This window comes from Prevotella melaninogenica (assembly GCF_003609775.1).
GTDB lineage: Bacteria > Bacteroidota > Bacteroidia > Bacteroidales > Bacteroidaceae > Prevotella > Prevotella melaninogenica_A.
Map to the genome: position 1 here is coordinate 482,917 of NZ_AP018049.1, position 17,726 is coordinate 500,642.

Here is a 17,726-nt window from a genome sequence, read left to right on the forward strand (position 1 = left end):
ATGATATAATGACCTTAAAGCGTCATTCTTTGCTTCTATTGCTGATGTCTTGTTGCTCATCACACGTGGTGCTGTTGGTTAGCACGAGTAGTGCTGTTGGTTAGCACCAATGGTGCGGAGGCTTAGCACGTCGTAAGATGTTGTGGAGTTAGGGTGCAACGAGTTGTTAGGAGTTGTTTTGCAGCATTCAGAATACGTCTTAACTGATTGATAGCTTTTGTCTGTCAAGATATATTTGCTTACGAATAATGCTTGGTTTTTGTTCATTTTCTTTAACTATTTTGTTTCTGTTTGCAAAATAAATGCTTAATTGTGAGAGGCACAAAGGATTTAATTTGTATTTTTGTGACAGAGTAGCTTTATTGTTGCAATTAGTAATATATGAAGAAAGGAAGTTTAGATCTGTATGAATTGTCTTTTTGGGACATTCTTTAAGGATTGAACTTTGTAGCTGTAAAAACTATTGAAGATGAAAAGGAGGTGATCTGTCAGATAGTTTATTACTTTCAGATAAGATGATAGTGTAAAGGATGAAAGATATGAATAGAGATGATAAGACTGTTAAGATGATAGATAAGCGGGATGAAACTCAGACAATAATGTCTAAGGCTACTGCTGAAGACGAGGCAATAAAGGCAAAGCTGAATGCAGTGTATCGCCTTAGACTATTATATAATAGTGGTGAAGAGCTGTGGAAACATATAGGAAAATCGGGTAGTGGAAACAATTCCTTTGGTCGTGTTGGTGGAAAAGATGCTTTTTTACGCAGAGCCGTATTTCACGAGTTGGAGCGTGAATGGTATGACGAAACGGGCATTATTCTTAATGGGTTGTTAGATGCTTATGCACAAGCAGCAAAGTTTATGGAGAGGTATAATCCTTTGCATGAGGATGAAGAAGAGGGTGTGAGGATTGAATATTGTGAGCAAATCATCAATGTTTGTGTTTTTGATGATGAGATAACAGATAAGCATGGTGCGAAGATGAGGGAACTTCTTTTGCGTTTGCAGGAAGAAGATACTTATTGCCTTGCGGTTTTGTTGTTGATGTTGCTTGGCGTATTGCCTTTGTCTTTTGATACTCGACAAGGGGATGCGAAGCAGATGAAGGGGAAATACGAGCAGGTTTATAACTTCTTTCTGCGCGTATGTCATCGTAATATTCTTTTTGTGCAAACGCCAAGGATGACACTCTTTCATAAAGCTTTAAAGGAGTCGGAAGAGAAACTGACACGTATTCGATTGGTTAAGTTTACGGCTGATGTACTTTGCAATCTGTCAATTCTTGCAAGTGCAGAGCAGATAGCAGAGAATGGACGGCGTGTTCAGTGGGACCAGTTGTATCCTAATCTCGATGGTTATTGGTTGAGTGAGCAGCATAGTGAGCAATGTCCAGACTATTGGCAAGTAGAAGAATTAGCAACAAGCTACCAGTTCTGTCATTATTTTCAGAAGGAAGGTGAGGCTGGTAAACTGCATCAGCAAGAGTTCACTGTAAGCTTCTATAGTAATGGTGAGGATTATGCTTGTGTGCAGCACCCCCGTTCAGTATTGCAATGGTTGAACAATGAAAAGCTGTCAAAGGATGATATCACTTATCCACACTTTGTTTTTTGGGGAGGAGAAAAACCAACGAAGATAGCTTTTGAGTCGTTTATGATGGATGTGTCGTGGTTTCGTCCGATGCAATTGACACGTGCAAAAGATGATTGGAATCCTCCAATAGAAAAAGGAATGAAGGTGACAAATGACTTTGAAGCTTATTCCTATACTTTCTATCTTGGTCTGGAAGCTATTACACCAGATTTTATCTCTGTAAAAGATGAGAATGGAAAGTCGTATAGAGTTTCTGTTTCTGAGCATGAAGAATTAAGAAACTGTACGTTGAATGATGCAATCGGTATTATCACTTGGGCTGATAAACGTTATATAGCATTTGATCATCTGATGTTGTATCTTCCGATAGAGGAATAATATTTTTTATTGCTTTTTACTTCTGGAAATCAGAGTAGTGGAAGATATGTTTAGGTATTTTAGGGTTTTCCCCTCGTTGAGTAGGGAAATATCTTTGTAAGTGTGAAAATATGTAGCTAATTTTGCCAACGTTAAGAATTTGAAAGTTATGAAGAAGGTTTTAGTTCTCTCCCTTTCCGCAGCCGTGGTGCTTAGTAGTTGCAGCACATACGCAGGCTCAGGTGCAATCACAGGTGGCTCATTAGGAAGTATCCTTGGAAGTGCTATTGGTGGCATTGCAGGTGGAGCACGAGGCTCAGATATCGGTTCGATAGTCGGCATGGCTGGTGGTGCTATTATTGGTGCCTCTACCGGTGCAAAGGCTGACAGACGTGCGAAAGAGGATGTACACGACCATTATGAGAAGGTGCAACAGCGTAAGGCACGTGAGAAGAGAAACCGAACAGAATACGACTATTATAATCAGACAGACGACTATGGACGGTCAGGCAGTGTAGACGGCAGCGGCTTTGATAATACAAACTCTGGCGACGACCGTATTTATGATTTCCAAAGCAGTGATTATACTGGTAGTTACAGCGCTGCACAGCCAAACACAAAGGCTCCAGCTGAGTCAAGTGTTGATAAATTGGCTGGTAATTACCAATATACTCCAAGTATCGAGATTGTTAATGCTCGCTTTGTTGATAACAACCAAGATGGTGTATTATCACGTAATGAGGTAGGTAAGATTATCTTTGAGGTGATGAATCGTGGAGACAAGGTTATCAGCGATGTACAGCCTTCAGTGTTGGAAACAACCGGTAATGCTCATATTTATGTCAGCCCTTCTATCCACATTGAGAGTATTGCACCCGGTAAGGGCGTTCGCTATACAGCTCTTGTGAAGGCTGATAAGAAATTAAAGAATGGTATGGCACGATTTGCTTTAACTGTTCTGCAAGGTCAGAAGAGTATAAGTAAGGTGACAGAATTTAATATAAAGACCAGCAAGTAAGATTGTTGAGCTACTATAAGGAGGATATTCAACCGTTATCTTATTGCTCGGGATTAAAAAGAATAGTAATTGATAGAGATTATAAAGATATTATTGTGTAAGTACTAACTACTGATAACTAAGGCTTTAAATGACGGAATGGGGCTGTATCATTAAACTGGTGCAGCCTCTATTTCTTTTTGTATAGTCTGGTAGTTTTCTTCATCTTCGTTAGCTATTAGCGTGTTATTATTGTTCTATCATATTCTTTCTTCCCATCTTCAAGCGACGTGTTGATGCTTAGCACATGTCGTGCTGTTGGTAAACACCAATGGTGCTAAGCACTAAACACCTTGGCATAGGTTATTAATATGGGTGCAACTTGTTATAAGAAACGAGTTATAACATAGATAATACTTGTACAGAGATACTAAAGAATTAAAGGGATATGGTAGGGAGTATAAAAATATGAAAGCAATATAGCTTTTAAAGGTAAAGTATCAAATATTATTTGTGTGGGGATATACACGGTATTTACGCCCCTCCCCTATAGAAGGAGGGAACGGGGGAGGGGGGCTGTTGTTTTTATACTTTTCTATTCAAAGAGTCCAGTCACACTTTCCTTGACACGTTTGAAAAAGTTGGTCCAGCTACTACTTGATTCGTTCTTTGGAGTAGTTGGTTGTGTGGTTGGCTTATTCTGTTGCACAGTCTGCTGTCGGTTGGTCGTAGCAGGAGTAGTGCGGACTGGTGTTGTCTGAGTCTTAGCCTTAGCTGCCTGCTGATTGGTAGGAGTAGAGGGCTGCACCTGCTTATGTGGGTCGGTGTTATTCTCCTTGTTATCTTTTTCTGTCTTAGCCTGCTGTGGAGCTTTGTTATTATTTAAGCGTGTATCCACTTTGCGTTCAATCTCCTTAGGTTTGTCCTCTTCAACCTTTTCCCATTCAGGGATAAACTCATAGCATACGCCTGCAGTACCATATTCGATTTCAGGCATTTCAATTGTTCCAGTTGACTCAGAAGGGAATGGAATCTCTGTTTCTTTACGTACAAGCTCAACCTTTACGTAGGCCACGCCGCTGGCAAGTGTACCCAATTCACGTGCAGCAGCGTATGACAAGTCAACGACACGACCACGAACAAAGGGGCCACGGTCCGTTACACGGACGATGACAGACTTGCCATTGCGAGGGTTTGTAATCCTCAGACGAGTACCAAAGGGAAGTGTACGGTGTGCACAAGTAAAGGCATTACGATCGTAACGTTCGCCATTGCTCATTCGGCGACCGTGTAATCCGTTACTATAATAAGAAGCTTTACCATCTGACTGTGCTTGTATTGTCAGTGTAAAGATGTTGCATAGCGTAAATAACGCTATAAGGAGAAGTTTGGTTCTATACATATTTATTATTTAATATCGCCAGCCTTCTCTTATAAAAGCTAAGGTTAGTTCTATAAATTGCCTAAATGGATAAAACCATCAAAGCTAATTTATAGAACAAACCTTTATCCCCTTCCTGCTTTGTAGAGCAGGAGAGGGAATAGAAAGACTGGTCTATTTATACGACACCCTGGGCAAGCATAGCCTTCGCTACCTTCATGAAGCCCGCAATATTGGCGCCCTTAATATAATCAATGTAACCATCAGCCTGCTTGCCATACTTCACGCACTGCTCATGGATAGAACTCATGATGTAATGGAGCTTCTGATCAACCTCTTCCGGACTCCATGAGAGGCGGAGAGAGTTCTGTGACATTTCGAGACCTGATGTAGCCACACCACCTGCGTTAACAGCCTTACCTGGAGCAAAGAGCTGCTTCGCTGCAGTGAACTTATCAGCAGCCTCTGCTGTACAACCCATATTTGAAACCTCAGCTACGCACAATGGCTTGTAAGCAAGAATCTTGTCTGCATCCTCACCATTAAGCTCGTTCTGAGTAGCACATGGCAAATAGATGTCTGCCTGCTGCTCCCAAGGTTTACGACCCTTGAAGAACTGTGAACCTGGATATTTCTCTGCGTATGGCTCACAAACGTCATTACCACTGTTGCGGAGTTCGAGCATGTACTCAATCTTCTCACCGCTGATGCCTTCTGGGTCATAGATATAACCATCAGGACCACTTAATGTGATAACCTTTGCACCAAGTTCGGTAGCCTTCTTAGCAGCACCCCATGCAACGTTACCGAAACCTGAGATAGCAACAGTCTTACCCTTAATGTCAAGACCATGAGTCTCCATCATCTGGTGAACGAAGTAGAGTGCACCATAACCAGTAGCCTCTGGACGGAGGATTGAGCCACCCCATTCTCTACCCTTACCTGTGAGCATACCCTGGAACTGGTGAGTCAGCTTGCGATACTGACCGAAGAGATAACCAATTTCACGACCACCAACACCGATGTCACCTGCAGGAACATCCTCGTCAGGACCGATGTGGCGATACAACTCGTTCATGAAAGCCTGGCAGAAACGCATGATTTCAGCATCACTCTTACCACGTGGAGAGAAGTCTGAACCACCCTTACCACCACCCATAGGCAATGTGGTGAGTGCATTCTTGAATGTTTGCTCGAAACCGAGGAACTTCAGAATGCTGAGGTTTACTGATGCGTGGAAACGCAGACCACCCTTGTAAGGGCCAATAGCACCATTAAACTGTACGCGGTAACCAATGTTTACCTGAACCTTGCCCTGATCATCAACCCAAGGTACACGGAATGTGATGATGCGCTCAGGCTCTACGATACGCTCAATAATACTTGCGCGCTCAAACTCTGGGTGCTGATTGTAAACATCCTTTACAGACATAAGTACTTCATGTACAGCCTGCAAATACTCTGATTCACCTGGATGCTTCTGCTCCAGTGCTTGCATGATTTTTTCGACTTCCATAGTAAATTGACTTTTATTTGTTTATGTTAGATAGTATCATTCAGTTCAGAATGGTACGGCAAATATATCCAAATTCTATCAAAGGTCCAAATGAAAATCAAAAATTTTTTATTTTTTTCTTTCTTTTTGAAAGTAGCTTTGGTCGCAAAAGATGGTAACCAGTATGCAAAGTAATAAAAAATATATTATTTAACTTGCGAAAAGATAGGTTGACTTGTATTTATTTTGTATTTTTGTCCAATATTAAGTTTTGGAGTATGAGTGAGCAAGTTCCTGCACAATGGGGTAATTTTTACCTAAAAGACGTCAGTTTCGTCAATTTGATGATGCGACGAATTTATAATGTTCTGATTGTAGCTAATCCATACGACGCCTTCATGTTGGAAGACGATGGACGTGTCGAAGAGAAGATCTACAATGAGTATATGGAATTAGGTCTGCGCTATCCGCCAACCTTTACACAGGTGTCTACAACCGAAGAAGCCTCTAAGGTGCTCAATACTGTAGATATCGACCTTGTTATCTGTATGCCGGGTAATGCTGATAATGATGCTTTTGATGTGGCAAGAGCTGTAAAAGCAGAGTTCCCAGACATCCACTGTGTGGTACTAACTCCCTTCTCTCATGGTATCACAAAGCGTATACAAAATGAAGACCTCAGTATCTTTGACTATGTCTTCTGTTGGTTGGGAAATACCAATCTCATCCTCTCTATCATTAAGTTGATGGAGGATAAGATGAATATAGAGAATGATATCCATGAGGTGGGAGTACAGATGATTTTGCTTGTAGAAGATTCTATCCGTTTTTACTCATCTATTCTACCTAACTTATATAGCTATATCCTTACGCAGAGTCAGAACTTTGCCACAGAAGCCTTGACCCGACACGATGCCTCTTTGCGCCAGCGTGGACGTCCAAAGGTAGTCTTAGCACGTACATACGACGAAGCATGGGATATCTATCAACGCTATAAGGATAACTGCTTGGGTGTTATCTCTGATGTAAGATTCCCTATTAATGATGTAGAGGGGAAGGGTTCTTCTGCGACAGAAGGGAATATTTCTGTAACGGAGAAAGATCCAGAGGCAGGCTTAAAACTACTTCGTGCCATTAGGGAAGAAGATGAATACCTCCCTTTGATAATTGAAAGTTCAGAGAGTGAGAACCGTGAGAAGGCTGAGGCAGAAGGTTTCCACTTTGTAGATAAGAACTCGAAGAAGATGAGTGTAGACCTTCGCCACCTACTCGAAGAACACATGGGCTTTGGCGATTTCATCTTCCGTAATCCAGAAACACGTGAGGAGGTGATGCGCATTCGAAGTTTGAAAGAGTTGCAGGATAATATCTTTACGATTCCACGTGACTCTATGCTCTATCATATTTCCCGCAATCACATGAGTCGTTGGCTCTCTGCACGTGCCATTTTCCCAGTTTCTTCCTTCCTAAAAGGGATTACATGGCATAAACTGCAGGATGTAGATATGCACCGACAGATTATCTTTGATGCCATTGTTGCTTATCGAAGGATGCGCAATGTGGGTGTTGTAGCCCTATTTGATAGACGAAAATTCGACCGATATGCCCATTTTGCTCGTATTGGAGACGGTTCGTTAGGAGGTAAGGGACGTGGTTTGGCTTTCCTTGATAACGTTATTAAACTCCGACCAGACTTCAATCGCTTCCTCAATGCAAAGGTACAGATTCCGAAGACAGTCGTTCTTTGTACGGATGTCTTTGATAGCTTTATGGAACAGAACAATCTTTACCAGATTGCTTTGAGTGATGCAAGCGATGAAGAGATACTCCAAGCCTTCCTTCGTGCCCAGTTGCCAGATGAATTCATAGGCGACTTCTTTACCTTCTTTGAAGCTACTCGCTCACCAATAGCCGTTCGTTCCAGTTCGTTATTGGAAGATAGTCACTACCAACCCTTCGCTGGCATCTATTCTACCTATATGATTCCTTATCTTGAGGATAAGTATGAAATGCTCCGAATGTTGGCTTGTGCGATCAAGGCTGTCTATGCTTCGGTTTATTATCGTGACTCCAAAGCCTATATGACTGCCACAAGTAATGTCATTGATCAGGAGAAGATGGCTGTTATCTTACAGCAGGTAGTTGGCAAGGAGTATGGCGATCATTTCTATCCGAACATCTCTGGCGTTCTTCGTTCTCTCAACTATTATCCGATAGGAGAAGAGAAAGCAGAGGAAGGTATAGCCTCTTTGGCATTGGGTTTAGGTAAGTATATCGTCGATGGTGGGCAGACGCTGCGTGTATGTCCGTTCCATCCGCATCAAGTCTTACAGATGAGTGAAATGGAAATAGCCCTACGCGAAACCCAAACTCAGTTCTATGCACTTGATATGAAGCATATCAGTGAGGACTTTAAGGTGGATGATGGTTTTAATATCCTCAAACTACGTGTGAAAGATGCTGAGGCTGATGGCAGTCTACAATATATCACCTCCACTTACTCTCCCGAAGATCATGCTATTTACGATGGACTCTACGAGGGTGGAAGAAAGGTTATCTCTTTCTGTGGCGTACTCCAACAGAACGTCTTTCCACTACCAGAGTTGTTGCAAATGGCAATGACATACGGTGCTGAGGCTATGCGTCGCCCTGTGGAGATAGAGTTCGCTGTTAATCTGAATGATAACCGAACGGGTGAATTATATCTCTTACAGATTCGTCCAATCGTTGATTCTAAGCAGATGTTAGATGAAGACCTTACTGCAATACATGACGAAGAATGTCTCTTGCGGAGCCATAACTCTTTGGGACATGGGGTTTCTGATGATGTGCAAGATGTTGTATATGTAAAGACCGACAGTTCTTTTACAGCATCTAACAACCCAACTATTGCGGATGATATAGAACGGATAAATCGCAAATTCCTTGATACTGACAAGAATTATGTGCTCATTGGGCCTGGCCGTTGGGGGTCAAGTGACCCTTGGTTGGGTGTTCCTGTGAAGTGGCCACATATCTCGGCAGCCCGTGTTATCGTTGAGGAGGGACTGGAACACTATCGTGTAGACCCAAGTCAGGGAACACATTTCTTCCAAAACCTCACCTCTTTCGGTGTGGGCTACTTTACTATCAATCCTTATAAGGAAGATGGATTCTATCAGCGCAGCGTTCTTGATGCCCTTCCAGCTGTGGAAGAAACTCAGTGGGTACGCCACGTCCGTTTCCCGAAACCATTGAAGATAATGATGGATGGTAAGAAACAAGAAGCCCTTATCATGCTTCCTCAAGAAAAAAAGGAATAGACATCCTCTCTAAGAAAGGGTATGATTCTATAAAAGTAAAGCCATCATCTACGGCAATAGACTGTGGATGATGGCTTTATTGTTAGTGTATGAAAGAGACAGCAAGGATCTTTTCCACTCTCTTGGTCCTCCTATATTGATTTTATCTTTTGATTGTTCTCAAATTATTTTCATGAAAAGAAATATTTATTGTCGTGAAGAAAAATGTTTTCTTTCATGAAAATAATTCTTTTTTATCATGAAAAGAACTCAGAACTGTTTGTATTTGGAGTTAAGACGGAGCACTTTTAATGCAACTTCTGCTTGCCAGTAGAGAGCATTTCAATGGTTTTGAAGCGGATGCTATGTGGCATTTCAGCACGTGACAGTTGTGGGCGGAGCCAGTCGAGGAGTGTTACCTCTGTTAGTGTTGCCTTTGGCGTACACTCTATTTCCGTGTGGATGACATTACCAAAGTTAGGGTCGGGAACGTTAAAGGCACGTGCAGCCATAATCATAGGGTGGGAGAGAAGAACCTGTTCAATGTGTTCTGGCTGAACGTTCTCACCTCCACAGACTACCATTCGATCGGCTCTTCCATGATGAAAGAAGTAACCTTCGCTATTCTGAGAAACTAAATCGCCAGTATTTTGCCATTGATTCTGTTTTCCATGCATAGCCCAACGAGAACGTACCCAAAGTGTTCCTATTCCTTCTTCATTGAGATTTTTTATTTTACAGTCAACTCCTTGGATAGGCTTACCTAAGGTGGTCTCTTCAAAGGAAGCTAATTCTTTGGGTGTTGCCAGCATAAAAAATCCTGCTTCAGACGTACCATAAAGGTTAAAGAGTACCTCACCAATTTGTTGATGAGTCATGTCGATGAGGCATTTAGGAAGTTTATCACCACCGCTTATAAGACAACGTAGACTCTTCATCTTCTCCTTTGCATTTTCAATCTGCCAAAAACGTGAGAGCATAGCAGGAACAATTGGCATGACCTCAATCTGTTCACGCTGAATAATCTCTAAGGTTTTGATAGCATCGAAGCGTTTTTGTAGGCATACCTTCTTACCCATAAGTAAGGAGATAATAAGCGTTGAAAGTCCGAAACCATGATAAAATGGCAGTGAAATCAGTACACTCTTATATTCGTAGATTCTGATGTTGTGTAGTAACGCAAGTAATGGAGGGAGAAAAGAGGTAACAGAAGGACGACGGGCAATACTCTTAAAGTTGCCACTTGTTCCCCCTGAGTGAATGGTTATTTCTCCTCCTCGCCAGATTTTAGGGAGTTTTGTATCTCTTGTTTGCGCCTCCTTAGATAAAAGGATGTCGCTTAGTGTCTCTGTTGTAACAGCCGTACAAGGAGTTTCTATGGGAATCTGTTTGAGGTCTTCGTCATATATAAAGAGTTGATAATGATGCTTTTGTAAGGCTGCTGTTATCTGTTCTGTGCCTAAGTCTGTGCTAAGCAAGGTGGTGTGTATGCCTAATCGTGAGAGTGCATGAAGAAGGATAGTTAAGGTAAGACTGTTACGTCCTATCAAAGCCACTCTCGTTTTGGGTTGGAGGTGGTATTTTGTGTGGAGAATTTGTGCGAGTTGACGAGTACGAGTGTAGAGTTCTCGATAGGTCAAAGATTGGCAGTCATCAATGATTGCACAGCGTTGTGGATAGAAATAAGCAACAAAGCGAAGTAGCGCCATTAGGCTAATACCTTCCAAGATGAGGCTTTTTGCCCACACAAATAAGCCCTTTGGGGAGATTATGTGTAAGCGATAGAGGATTGAAAGGATAGCTTCATTCTTTCTTCTCATGGCAATCGCTTATAATATAGGTGAATAATCGGAGCAAAGAGATAGGCTATTGGGGCTGATAACTTTGCCCACCAAGGTTTATAAGTTCTAATCTTTCGTATGGCAAGTTTCAACAGAATATGGGCTGCATCAGTTGGAGTGTAAGCTGGTAAGTGCTTGTATTGTTCGTTAACATCTGACATTGCTGTGTGAACCAAGGGTAAATAGGCTATCTGTACACGGACACCTAATGGGGCAAACTCGCTGTTCGCTGTCTCACACCATGTGTTCGCAGCACTTTTTGAAGCATGATAAGCCGACCAGCCCGGTGCCATTGGATAGAGCGTACTCACTGATGAAGAATAGATGATTTGTCCTTTGCTCGCCTTCAAAGCAGGTAAGATAGCTAATGAAAGTGCAACCAAGGAACGATAGTTGAGGTCCATCGTACGGTCATAGTCGTGTAGACGATCCTGCGCATCATTGATTTTGCGATGGATAGATTTACCCGCATTGCAGAAAAAGTAATCCAACTGTGGTAGTGTTTCTTTTAGTTTTTGGCAAAGCTGTACCAGTTTTTCTCTGTCTCTTAGGTCTATTGCGCAGTAGTCTGCACTACTTCTCGTTTGCTTAGCCTTGGCACATAAGAGGCGTAAGTCCGCTTCACTTCGAGCAATGAGGAAGACATTTGCACCTGCATTGATTAGTTTTTCGGTTAATGCTCGCCCTATCCCATGCGATGCACCCGTCACAAGTACCCACTTCCCATAGAAGTGTTCTCTTGTAATATTAGGTGTTAACCTTATGGATGGGTAAGCCAATGCAGCCCCAATAGCGATTATCTTTTTTCTGAGAGACGTCATCATAACTCTTTTCTAACGATCAGTAGTGCTTGTTTTGATTACCAATTGCGATGTGATTAATGCTCCGCACATCATGTGCTTATCGTCAGCACCATGCGTGTTGGGCATCCGCACATCATGTGCTAAGCAATAATACGTTGGATGAAAATGGGTAGAACGCTTTATAGTTGTCGTTATGACATGGCATCGTAAGGCACTAATACCAAAGTTATACAGCGCAGTTCTCTTAGATATTCATGCTGTTTTATACTTTCCTATTCCCTATTTCTTTATATTATTTCCAACGTGAAATGCTGGTAATCACGTACGATTGTATAAAGGAACTTCTCATCAGCTGTGTTCGTGTCAGATATTTTGAGATGTTCTCGTACCTTAGTTGCAAGGGAAGCAATACGACGTTCGCGCTCGTATCCGTATTCAGAGTTGAGGGTACGTTGGATGACATCAAGTTGGTTAAGAGAGAGGTCTTCAGCTTGTGGATAGACAGGTTTATACTTTCTATCAAGGTAATAGAACTCGTCGAGTGATACTTGAATCTTGCGATAGTCATTAAGTTGGATGATCATTGTTCCTGCTGCGAGGTCACCGAGACGTTGTGAATTCTTAGAAATGAGAATGACAAGTGCGCCAACACCAGAGAAGCCAAGGTCGACAAGTTGCAGAAGCCAACGCATAAAAAAGTCACCAATGCCCGGTGTTGTTCCGTCTTTCTTCACAACACGAATACGCATCACCATCTTACCAACACTTTGTCCATGGTTGAAAAGTTCCATAAGGAAGTGGTAAAAGATGGCAGGAAGGTAGATACCTAATAGAAAGAACAATTCATTTGAGACAAAAGAAAGGTTCGATTCAGCTATTAGGAGCGTTACACCAACCAGATAGCAGATAATTAGGAAATTATCAATTATTTGTGCAACGATACGCTCTCCTAAACTTGCCGGCGACTGACTTATCTGGACGTACTGTCCTGTTATGATATTGGCTTCGGGCATTTTCTTGATAATTAAATGTTGTTTCTGTTGCAAATGTAAGAAAAAAACTCTACTTTTGTTGCGTAAATGATAATTAATGTGTAAAATACGTGCGAAGTTTGCATGAAAGAGATTCTTTTCATACGAAATAATATTGAGAAATGGCGGGCAATGGAAGGCATGATAGATAATGTCAAGTTTGAGATGCCTGACCAGTTGGCTGATGCTTATACAGAGCTTACAGCCGATCTCGCTTTTGCACAGACACATTATCCTCGTTCACGTATTACCATCTATCTCAACAAACTTGCTTCTGCACTTCATAATGAAATCTACCGTAATAAGCGGGAGAAGTGGTCGCGTTTGTTAACTTTCTGGACGCAGGAGGTTCCTGACGTGATGTGGAAAGAGCGTAAGTTGTTGCTTCTCTCATTCATCATTTTTATGGTGAGTGTGCTGATTGGCGTTGTTTCAACCTTAGGAGACGAGTCCTTCCCACGCTTGATACTTGGCGATGGCTATATGGATATGACCCTTGATAATATTGCGAAGGGAAAGCCGATGGGCGTGTATGGCAATGAAGAAGAGGGAAGTATGTTTATTAGTATTACGCTGAACAATATCATGGTATCGTTTAACGTGTTTGTTTCGGGCGTATTGACGAGTTTTATGTCGGGCTTCCTTTTATTCAGAAATGGTATCATGGTTGGTTGTTTTGATACTTTCTTTTATCAGCATGGATTATTAGGTGAAAGCCTTTTAGCGACGATGTTGCACGGTACGTTGGAACTTTCAGCGATCATTGTGGCTGGTGCTGCAGGCTTGGCAATCGGTAATGGTTGGTTATTCCCTGGTACCTACTCGCGCTTGGTTAGCTTTCAGCGAGGTGCAAAGAGGGGAATGAAGATAGTTGTTGGAACTGTACCTATCTTTATCTTGGCAGGTTTTATTGAAGGATTTATAACTCGTCATACCGAGTTGAATGACTTTATCCGCATTGGTATTATACTTGTATCATTGGCGTTTGTCGTGTATTATTTTATTTACTTACCTTATAAGCGTAATTATCATTTAGAAAATGCAAATAGAAAGACCAAAGATTGAACTTTATCAAGTTCGTAGTTTCGGCGAGAAGTTCTCAGCGATTTTTGAGTTTATTCGTGAGAACTTTAAGTTTTTGTTGCGTGCATGTACCTATCTACTCTTGCCGCTTTGTTTGATACAAGGCTTCGCAATGGAGATGATGATGAAGGTCTTAGCACCTTATTATAACAATACTTTCGATATGGGAGGTGGTGCAGACATGGCGCAGAGTATGATGCTTAGATTAGGTGCTTCGTACTTGGGTTATGGTATTTGTCTGCTGATAGGTTCTACCTTGTTGGCTGGAATCTGCTATAGTATGGTGAAATACTACCATAAGAGTCCAAATAGGCTTCGTAATACGAAACTGAGCGACTTAAAACCTTTAATCATTCAGGTGATTAAACGCTCGTTATTAATGACCGTGGTTCTTGTAGCTCTGTTTATCGTAGTTTTGGTTCTTGTCTTCTCTTTTGCTGCAATCGTAAGTGCACCGGTATTAGCCGTTATACCAATTCTTGCATTACTTGTGTGCTGCTTGCCGGTTTCTATGGCATTACCTGTCTATATTTTTGAAGATAAGGAAACGTTGTTTAGTTCTATATTACGTGGCTTAAAACTTGGTTTCCACTCTTTTTGGTCGTTGTTTGGTTTGATGTTTGTGATAGGATTCTTGACTAATATCCTGTCTTCATTCACATCAATTCCTTGGTATATCTTGACTGTTGTGAAGTCTGTTTTGCTGGCTACTGATACCACTCAGAGCTCTTTTGCAACAAGTCCGGTATATAGCTTCTTCGTTTATTTGTCATCTGTATTCATGAATTTTGGTATGTATCTTACGATGACAATCTCTACCTTTGCCTTAGCTTTTCACTATGGAAGCATCGCAGAGGAGGAAGATGGCTTCTCTGTAGAGGACGACATACAGCACTTTGAGGAGTTAGCAGAGAAAGATACAGATATTGATAACTTCGGTAAACTCTGATAATTCAGTCCTATGTTACAGCCATTAAGTGATACTTTGTCGTGTGATTCAGCGTTACTTCATCAGTACCGTTCTGATGATGCGTACAACTATGCGCGAGAGTTACAGGCACCTGAACTTGGTTGGTGGGATTGGCTGATGTCAAAGATAGGCGAATTCCTGTCTGAGATATTCAATATTCAAGGCAAAGGGGATTTCCGTATAGTGATCTACATCATTCTTGCGCTTGCTATTATTGCCCTAATCGCTTTCATTTTGTACCGTTATCAATTCAAACTCTTTGGTAAAGCGGGCAAGGTGGCAAATGAAAATGATGAAGAAGACAATATCTACGGCGTAGACTTTGAGGCTGTCTATGCCAAAGCAATGGCACAGAAAGATTATTACAAGGCTGTTCGAATTGTCTATCTGCGTACACTTCGTTGGTTGTCAGATGGTAATAAGATTAGTTGGCAGCTCTATAAGACCCCAACTCAATACACTCGTGAGTTCCTATCTGTAGACTTTGAAAGAATGACTACTGCTTTTATGCGTGTAAGATATGGTAATTATCAAGCTTCGGAGGAGTTGGTAAAGCTGATGACAGACTTGGAAAGCAAGATAAAGGAAGGAGGTAAGGAATGAACAAAAGGTTTTGGTTCTTTGTAGCTGGGTTCCTTGTCTTCGTTTTCCTATTAGAGTGGAATGCGCCTTCAAAGTTTGTTTGGGATCCAACCTTCAATCATTACGATAAGCAGCCATTTGGTTGTGCGGTGTTCGACTCACTGATGGAGAAGTCAACTCCTGCTGGCTATGAGGTGACACGGAAGACTTTCTCACAATTGGAACGTGAGGGTTACGGTAAGAAACCGCATGCTTTCTTGGTTCTGTCAAACGGAGTTGAACTAACAGAAACAGATATTCGGGCTTTAGACAAGCTTTTGAAGAATGGTAATAAGGTCTTTATTGCAACGTCTTATTTGATGTTTGACTCTTTAAATCCAGACTTTAATGTAAGTGTATATGGGAAAGGTGTATTCTCTCCTTTGCAGGTTCAGAATTCAATAAAGAATCAGTCTATTCCCTACGACACCTTAGTTTTCCCTCGACAGTTGCCTTATCAGGAAAAAGAATACCATGTCTATTCTGCTATGACGGGTAGTTATGTAGTAGTAGAAGGGAAAGTTACGTGTGATACTTTGGTTAAAAGTTGGGTTTCAGAGGAGGAATCTGATTCTACAGAAGGCTATTGGGAGCCACGTATAGTTAGCATTAAACGAGGAAAGGGAGAACTCTTCCTTTCTTGTGAACCATTATTGATGACCAATTATGGCATCCTCGATACTGAGACAAACGAACTCGTTTTCCGTTTGATGTCACAGTTTAGAGGCTTACCTATTATCCGCTCTGAAGCATACGGTCCTGAGACGGAATTTGAAACGAATACTCCACTACGCTTCTGGTTGCAAAATGAGCCGCTACGATGGGCAATCTATCTCACCTTAGGTGGACTATTGCTCTTCTGTATATTCTACGCACGTAGACGACAGCGTGTTATCCCTGTGGTAGAAGAGCCTGCTAATCGTTCGTTGGAGTTTGTGAAGTTGATAGGAACCCTTTATCATCAGAAGCATATTAATAGTGACTTGCTGCAGAAAAAGTATAGTTACTTTGCAGAGACGTTGCGTCGTATGACGATGATAGATGTCGAGGATGTTGAGTCAAGGAAGGAGAATATAGCACAGATAGCCATTCGAACAGGAATGCCAGAGGCTGAAGTGCGAATGATACTTGACCGTGTCGAACGTTATTTGCAGGGTAATGATGAACTGAAAGATACTGCTCTGCGAAAGGTAATAGATGGTATGGATATGATAATCAATAAGCTATAAACGCTATGGATGAGCAAAATAAAAATGTAATTGAAGAGCAAACAATAAATAAGATGGAAGAGAATAAAGAAGTAAGAACCGACCTTGCTGCATTCAGTGAAAAGGTGATGCAGTTGCGGGGAGAGATAAGTAAGGTTATTGTTGGGCAGCAGGAGGCAGTTGCTCTGTTGTTAACAGCGATTCTTGCAGATGGTCATGTGCTGATAGAAGGTGTGCCAGGAGTTGCAAAAACCTTGTTGGCACGTCTGATGTCACGTCTGATTGATGCACGTTTCAGTCGTATTCAATTCACGCCAGACCTCATGCCAAGTGATGTACTTGGTACGACTGTTTTCAATATGAAGACCTCTGAGTTCGACTTCCATGAAGGTCCTGTGTTCTCAGATCTCGTCCTTGTAGATGAAATCAATCGTGCCCCTGCAAAGACACAGGCAGCTCTTTTCGAGGTAATGGAGGAACGTCAGGTGACGATTGATGGTACAACTCGTCGTATGAGCGATGTCTATTCTATTATTGCGACACAGAATCCAGTAGAACAAGAAGGTACTTATCGTCTACCAGAGGCTCAGCTCGACCGTTTCCTCTTTAAGATAAGCATGGGTTATCCTTCTGTTGATGAGGAAATGAACATCCTTAAGCGTCATCAGGAGAAGCGAAACCTCATAAAGTTGGAAGATGTTAAGCCAGTACTTACTATTGACGAACTTCTGCAGATGCGCAAGAAGCTTGATACTGTATTCGTAGAGGAGAGCCTTTTAGGCTATATTGCAAACATCGTACAGCAGACTCGTACCTCAAAGGCTGTCTATCTCGGTGCCAGTCCACGTGCTTCTGTGGCCATGCTCAATGCTGCTAAGGCTTCAGCTTTGTTGGGTGGTCGTGACTTTGTAACACCTGAAGACATCAAGTTTGTTACTCCAAGTATTCTTCAACATCGTCTTATCCTCACTGCTGAGGCAGAAATGGAGGGATACACTCCATTCAAGGTTGCACAGAAGTTGATTGACAAGGTGGAAGTTCCTAAGTAATGAGGTTAGCCGAG

Annotated in this window: 14 protein-coding genes; 8 read left to right on the plus strand and 6 right to left on the minus strand. The window is 41.8% G+C overall.

Annotation, left to right across the window (positions count from 1 at the left end; translation table 11 throughout):
- Positions 1-78: 78 nt before the first annotated feature.
- A complete protein-coding gene (locus PMEL_RS12130; RefSeq protein WP_145985343.1) occupies positions 79-267 on the minus strand; it encodes a hypothetical protein in 189 nt (62 codons plus the stop codon).
- Between the two features lie 272 nt (positions 268-539).
- Between PMEL_RS12130 and PMEL_RS01925 the strand changes: the two genes are divergently transcribed.
- Both PMEL_RS01925 and PMEL_RS01930 read left to right on the plus strand, forming a co-directional pair.
- Positions 540-1,973, plus strand: a complete 1,434-nt coding sequence (locus PMEL_RS01925) for a hypothetical protein (protein ID WP_231999398.1) — start codon at positions 540-542, stop codon at positions 1,971-1,973.
- A 148-nt stretch (positions 1,974-2,121) separates the two neighbouring features.
- Positions 2,122-2,970, plus strand: coding sequence for a hypothetical protein (locus PMEL_RS01930; RefSeq protein WP_120173713.1), 849 nt, complete (start codon positions 2,122-2,124; stop codon positions 2,968-2,970).
- 574 nt (positions 2,971-3,544) lie between these two features.
- Here PMEL_RS01930 and PMEL_RS01935 read toward each other — a convergent pair.
- Both PMEL_RS01935 and gdhA read right to left on the minus strand, forming a co-directional pair.
- A complete protein-coding gene (locus tag PMEL_RS01935; protein ID WP_120173714.1) occupies positions 3,545-4,351 on the minus strand; it encodes a septal ring lytic transglycosylase RlpA family protein in 807 nt (268 codons plus the stop codon).
- Between the two features lie 157 nt (positions 4,352-4,508).
- Positions 4,509-5,846 carry an NADP-specific glutamate dehydrogenase gene (gdhA, locus tag PMEL_RS01940; protein WP_120173715.1) on the minus strand — a complete coding sequence of 446 codons (1,338 nt, stop codon included), beginning with the start codon at positions 5,844-5,846 and terminating at the stop codon, positions 4,509-4,511.
- Positions 5,847-6,103: 257 nt separating this feature from the next.
- Between gdhA and PMEL_RS01945 the strand changes: the two genes are divergently transcribed.
- Complete coding sequence (locus tag PMEL_RS01945) at positions 6,104-9,127, plus strand: PEP/pyruvate-binding domain-containing protein (RefSeq protein WP_120173716.1); 3,024 nt, start codon at positions 6,104-6,106, stop codon at positions 9,125-9,127.
- 287 nt (positions 9,128-9,414) lie between these two features.
- On the opposite strand, the gene PMEL_RS01950 is transcribed toward PMEL_RS01945, so the two are convergent.
- The 3 genes from PMEL_RS01950 to PMEL_RS01960 form a co-directional block, all read right to left on the minus strand.
- Positions 9,415-10,926 (minus strand): class I adenylate-forming enzyme family protein, encoded by a 1,512-nt coding sequence (locus PMEL_RS01950; RefSeq protein WP_120173717.1) that lies wholly within the window; start codon positions 10,924-10,926, stop codon positions 9,415-9,417.
- A complete protein-coding gene (locus tag PMEL_RS01955) occupies positions 10,923-11,771 on the minus strand; it encodes an SDR family NAD(P)-dependent oxidoreductase (protein WP_120173718.1) in 849 nt (282 codons plus the stop codon). The genes PMEL_RS01950 and PMEL_RS01955 overlap by 4 nt, the downstream gene beginning before the upstream one ends.
- Positions 11,772-12,037: 266 nt before the next feature.
- A complete protein-coding gene (locus PMEL_RS01960; RefSeq protein WP_120173719.1) occupies positions 12,038-12,763 on the minus strand; it encodes an RDD family protein in 726 nt (241 codons plus the stop codon).
- Positions 12,764-12,865: 102 nt separating this feature from the next.
- Between PMEL_RS01960 and PMEL_RS01965 the strand changes: the two genes are divergently transcribed.
- From PMEL_RS01965 to PMEL_RS01985, 5 genes are read left to right on the plus strand one after another with little or no spacing between them, the layout of a single operon-like run.
- Positions 12,866-13,846, plus strand: a complete 981-nt coding sequence (locus PMEL_RS01965) for a stage II sporulation protein M (protein WP_120173720.1) — start codon at positions 12,866-12,868, stop codon at positions 13,844-13,846.
- A complete protein-coding gene (locus PMEL_RS01970) occupies positions 13,821-14,813 on the plus strand; it encodes a hypothetical protein (protein ID WP_120173721.1) in 993 nt (330 codons plus the stop codon). Before PMEL_RS01965 ends, PMEL_RS01970 begins: the two co-directional genes overlap by 26 nt.
- Before the next feature lie 12 nt (positions 14,814-14,825).
- Positions 14,826-15,437: a DUF4129 domain-containing protein gene (locus PMEL_RS01975; protein ID WP_120173722.1), complete on the plus strand. Its 612-nt coding sequence runs from the start codon at positions 14,826-14,828 to the stop codon at positions 15,435-15,437.
- Positions 15,434-16,684, plus strand: coding sequence for a DUF4350 domain-containing protein (locus PMEL_RS01980; protein ID WP_120173723.1), 1,251 nt, complete (start codon positions 15,434-15,436; stop codon positions 16,682-16,684). The genes PMEL_RS01975 and PMEL_RS01980 overlap by 4 nt, the downstream gene beginning before the upstream one ends.
- A gap of 53 nt (positions 16,685-16,737) precedes the next feature.
- Positions 16,738-17,712, plus strand: coding sequence for an AAA family ATPase (locus PMEL_RS01985; RefSeq protein WP_120174611.1), 975 nt, complete (start codon positions 16,738-16,740; stop codon positions 17,710-17,712).
- The last annotated feature ends 14 nt before the right edge of the window (positions 17,713-17,726 follow it).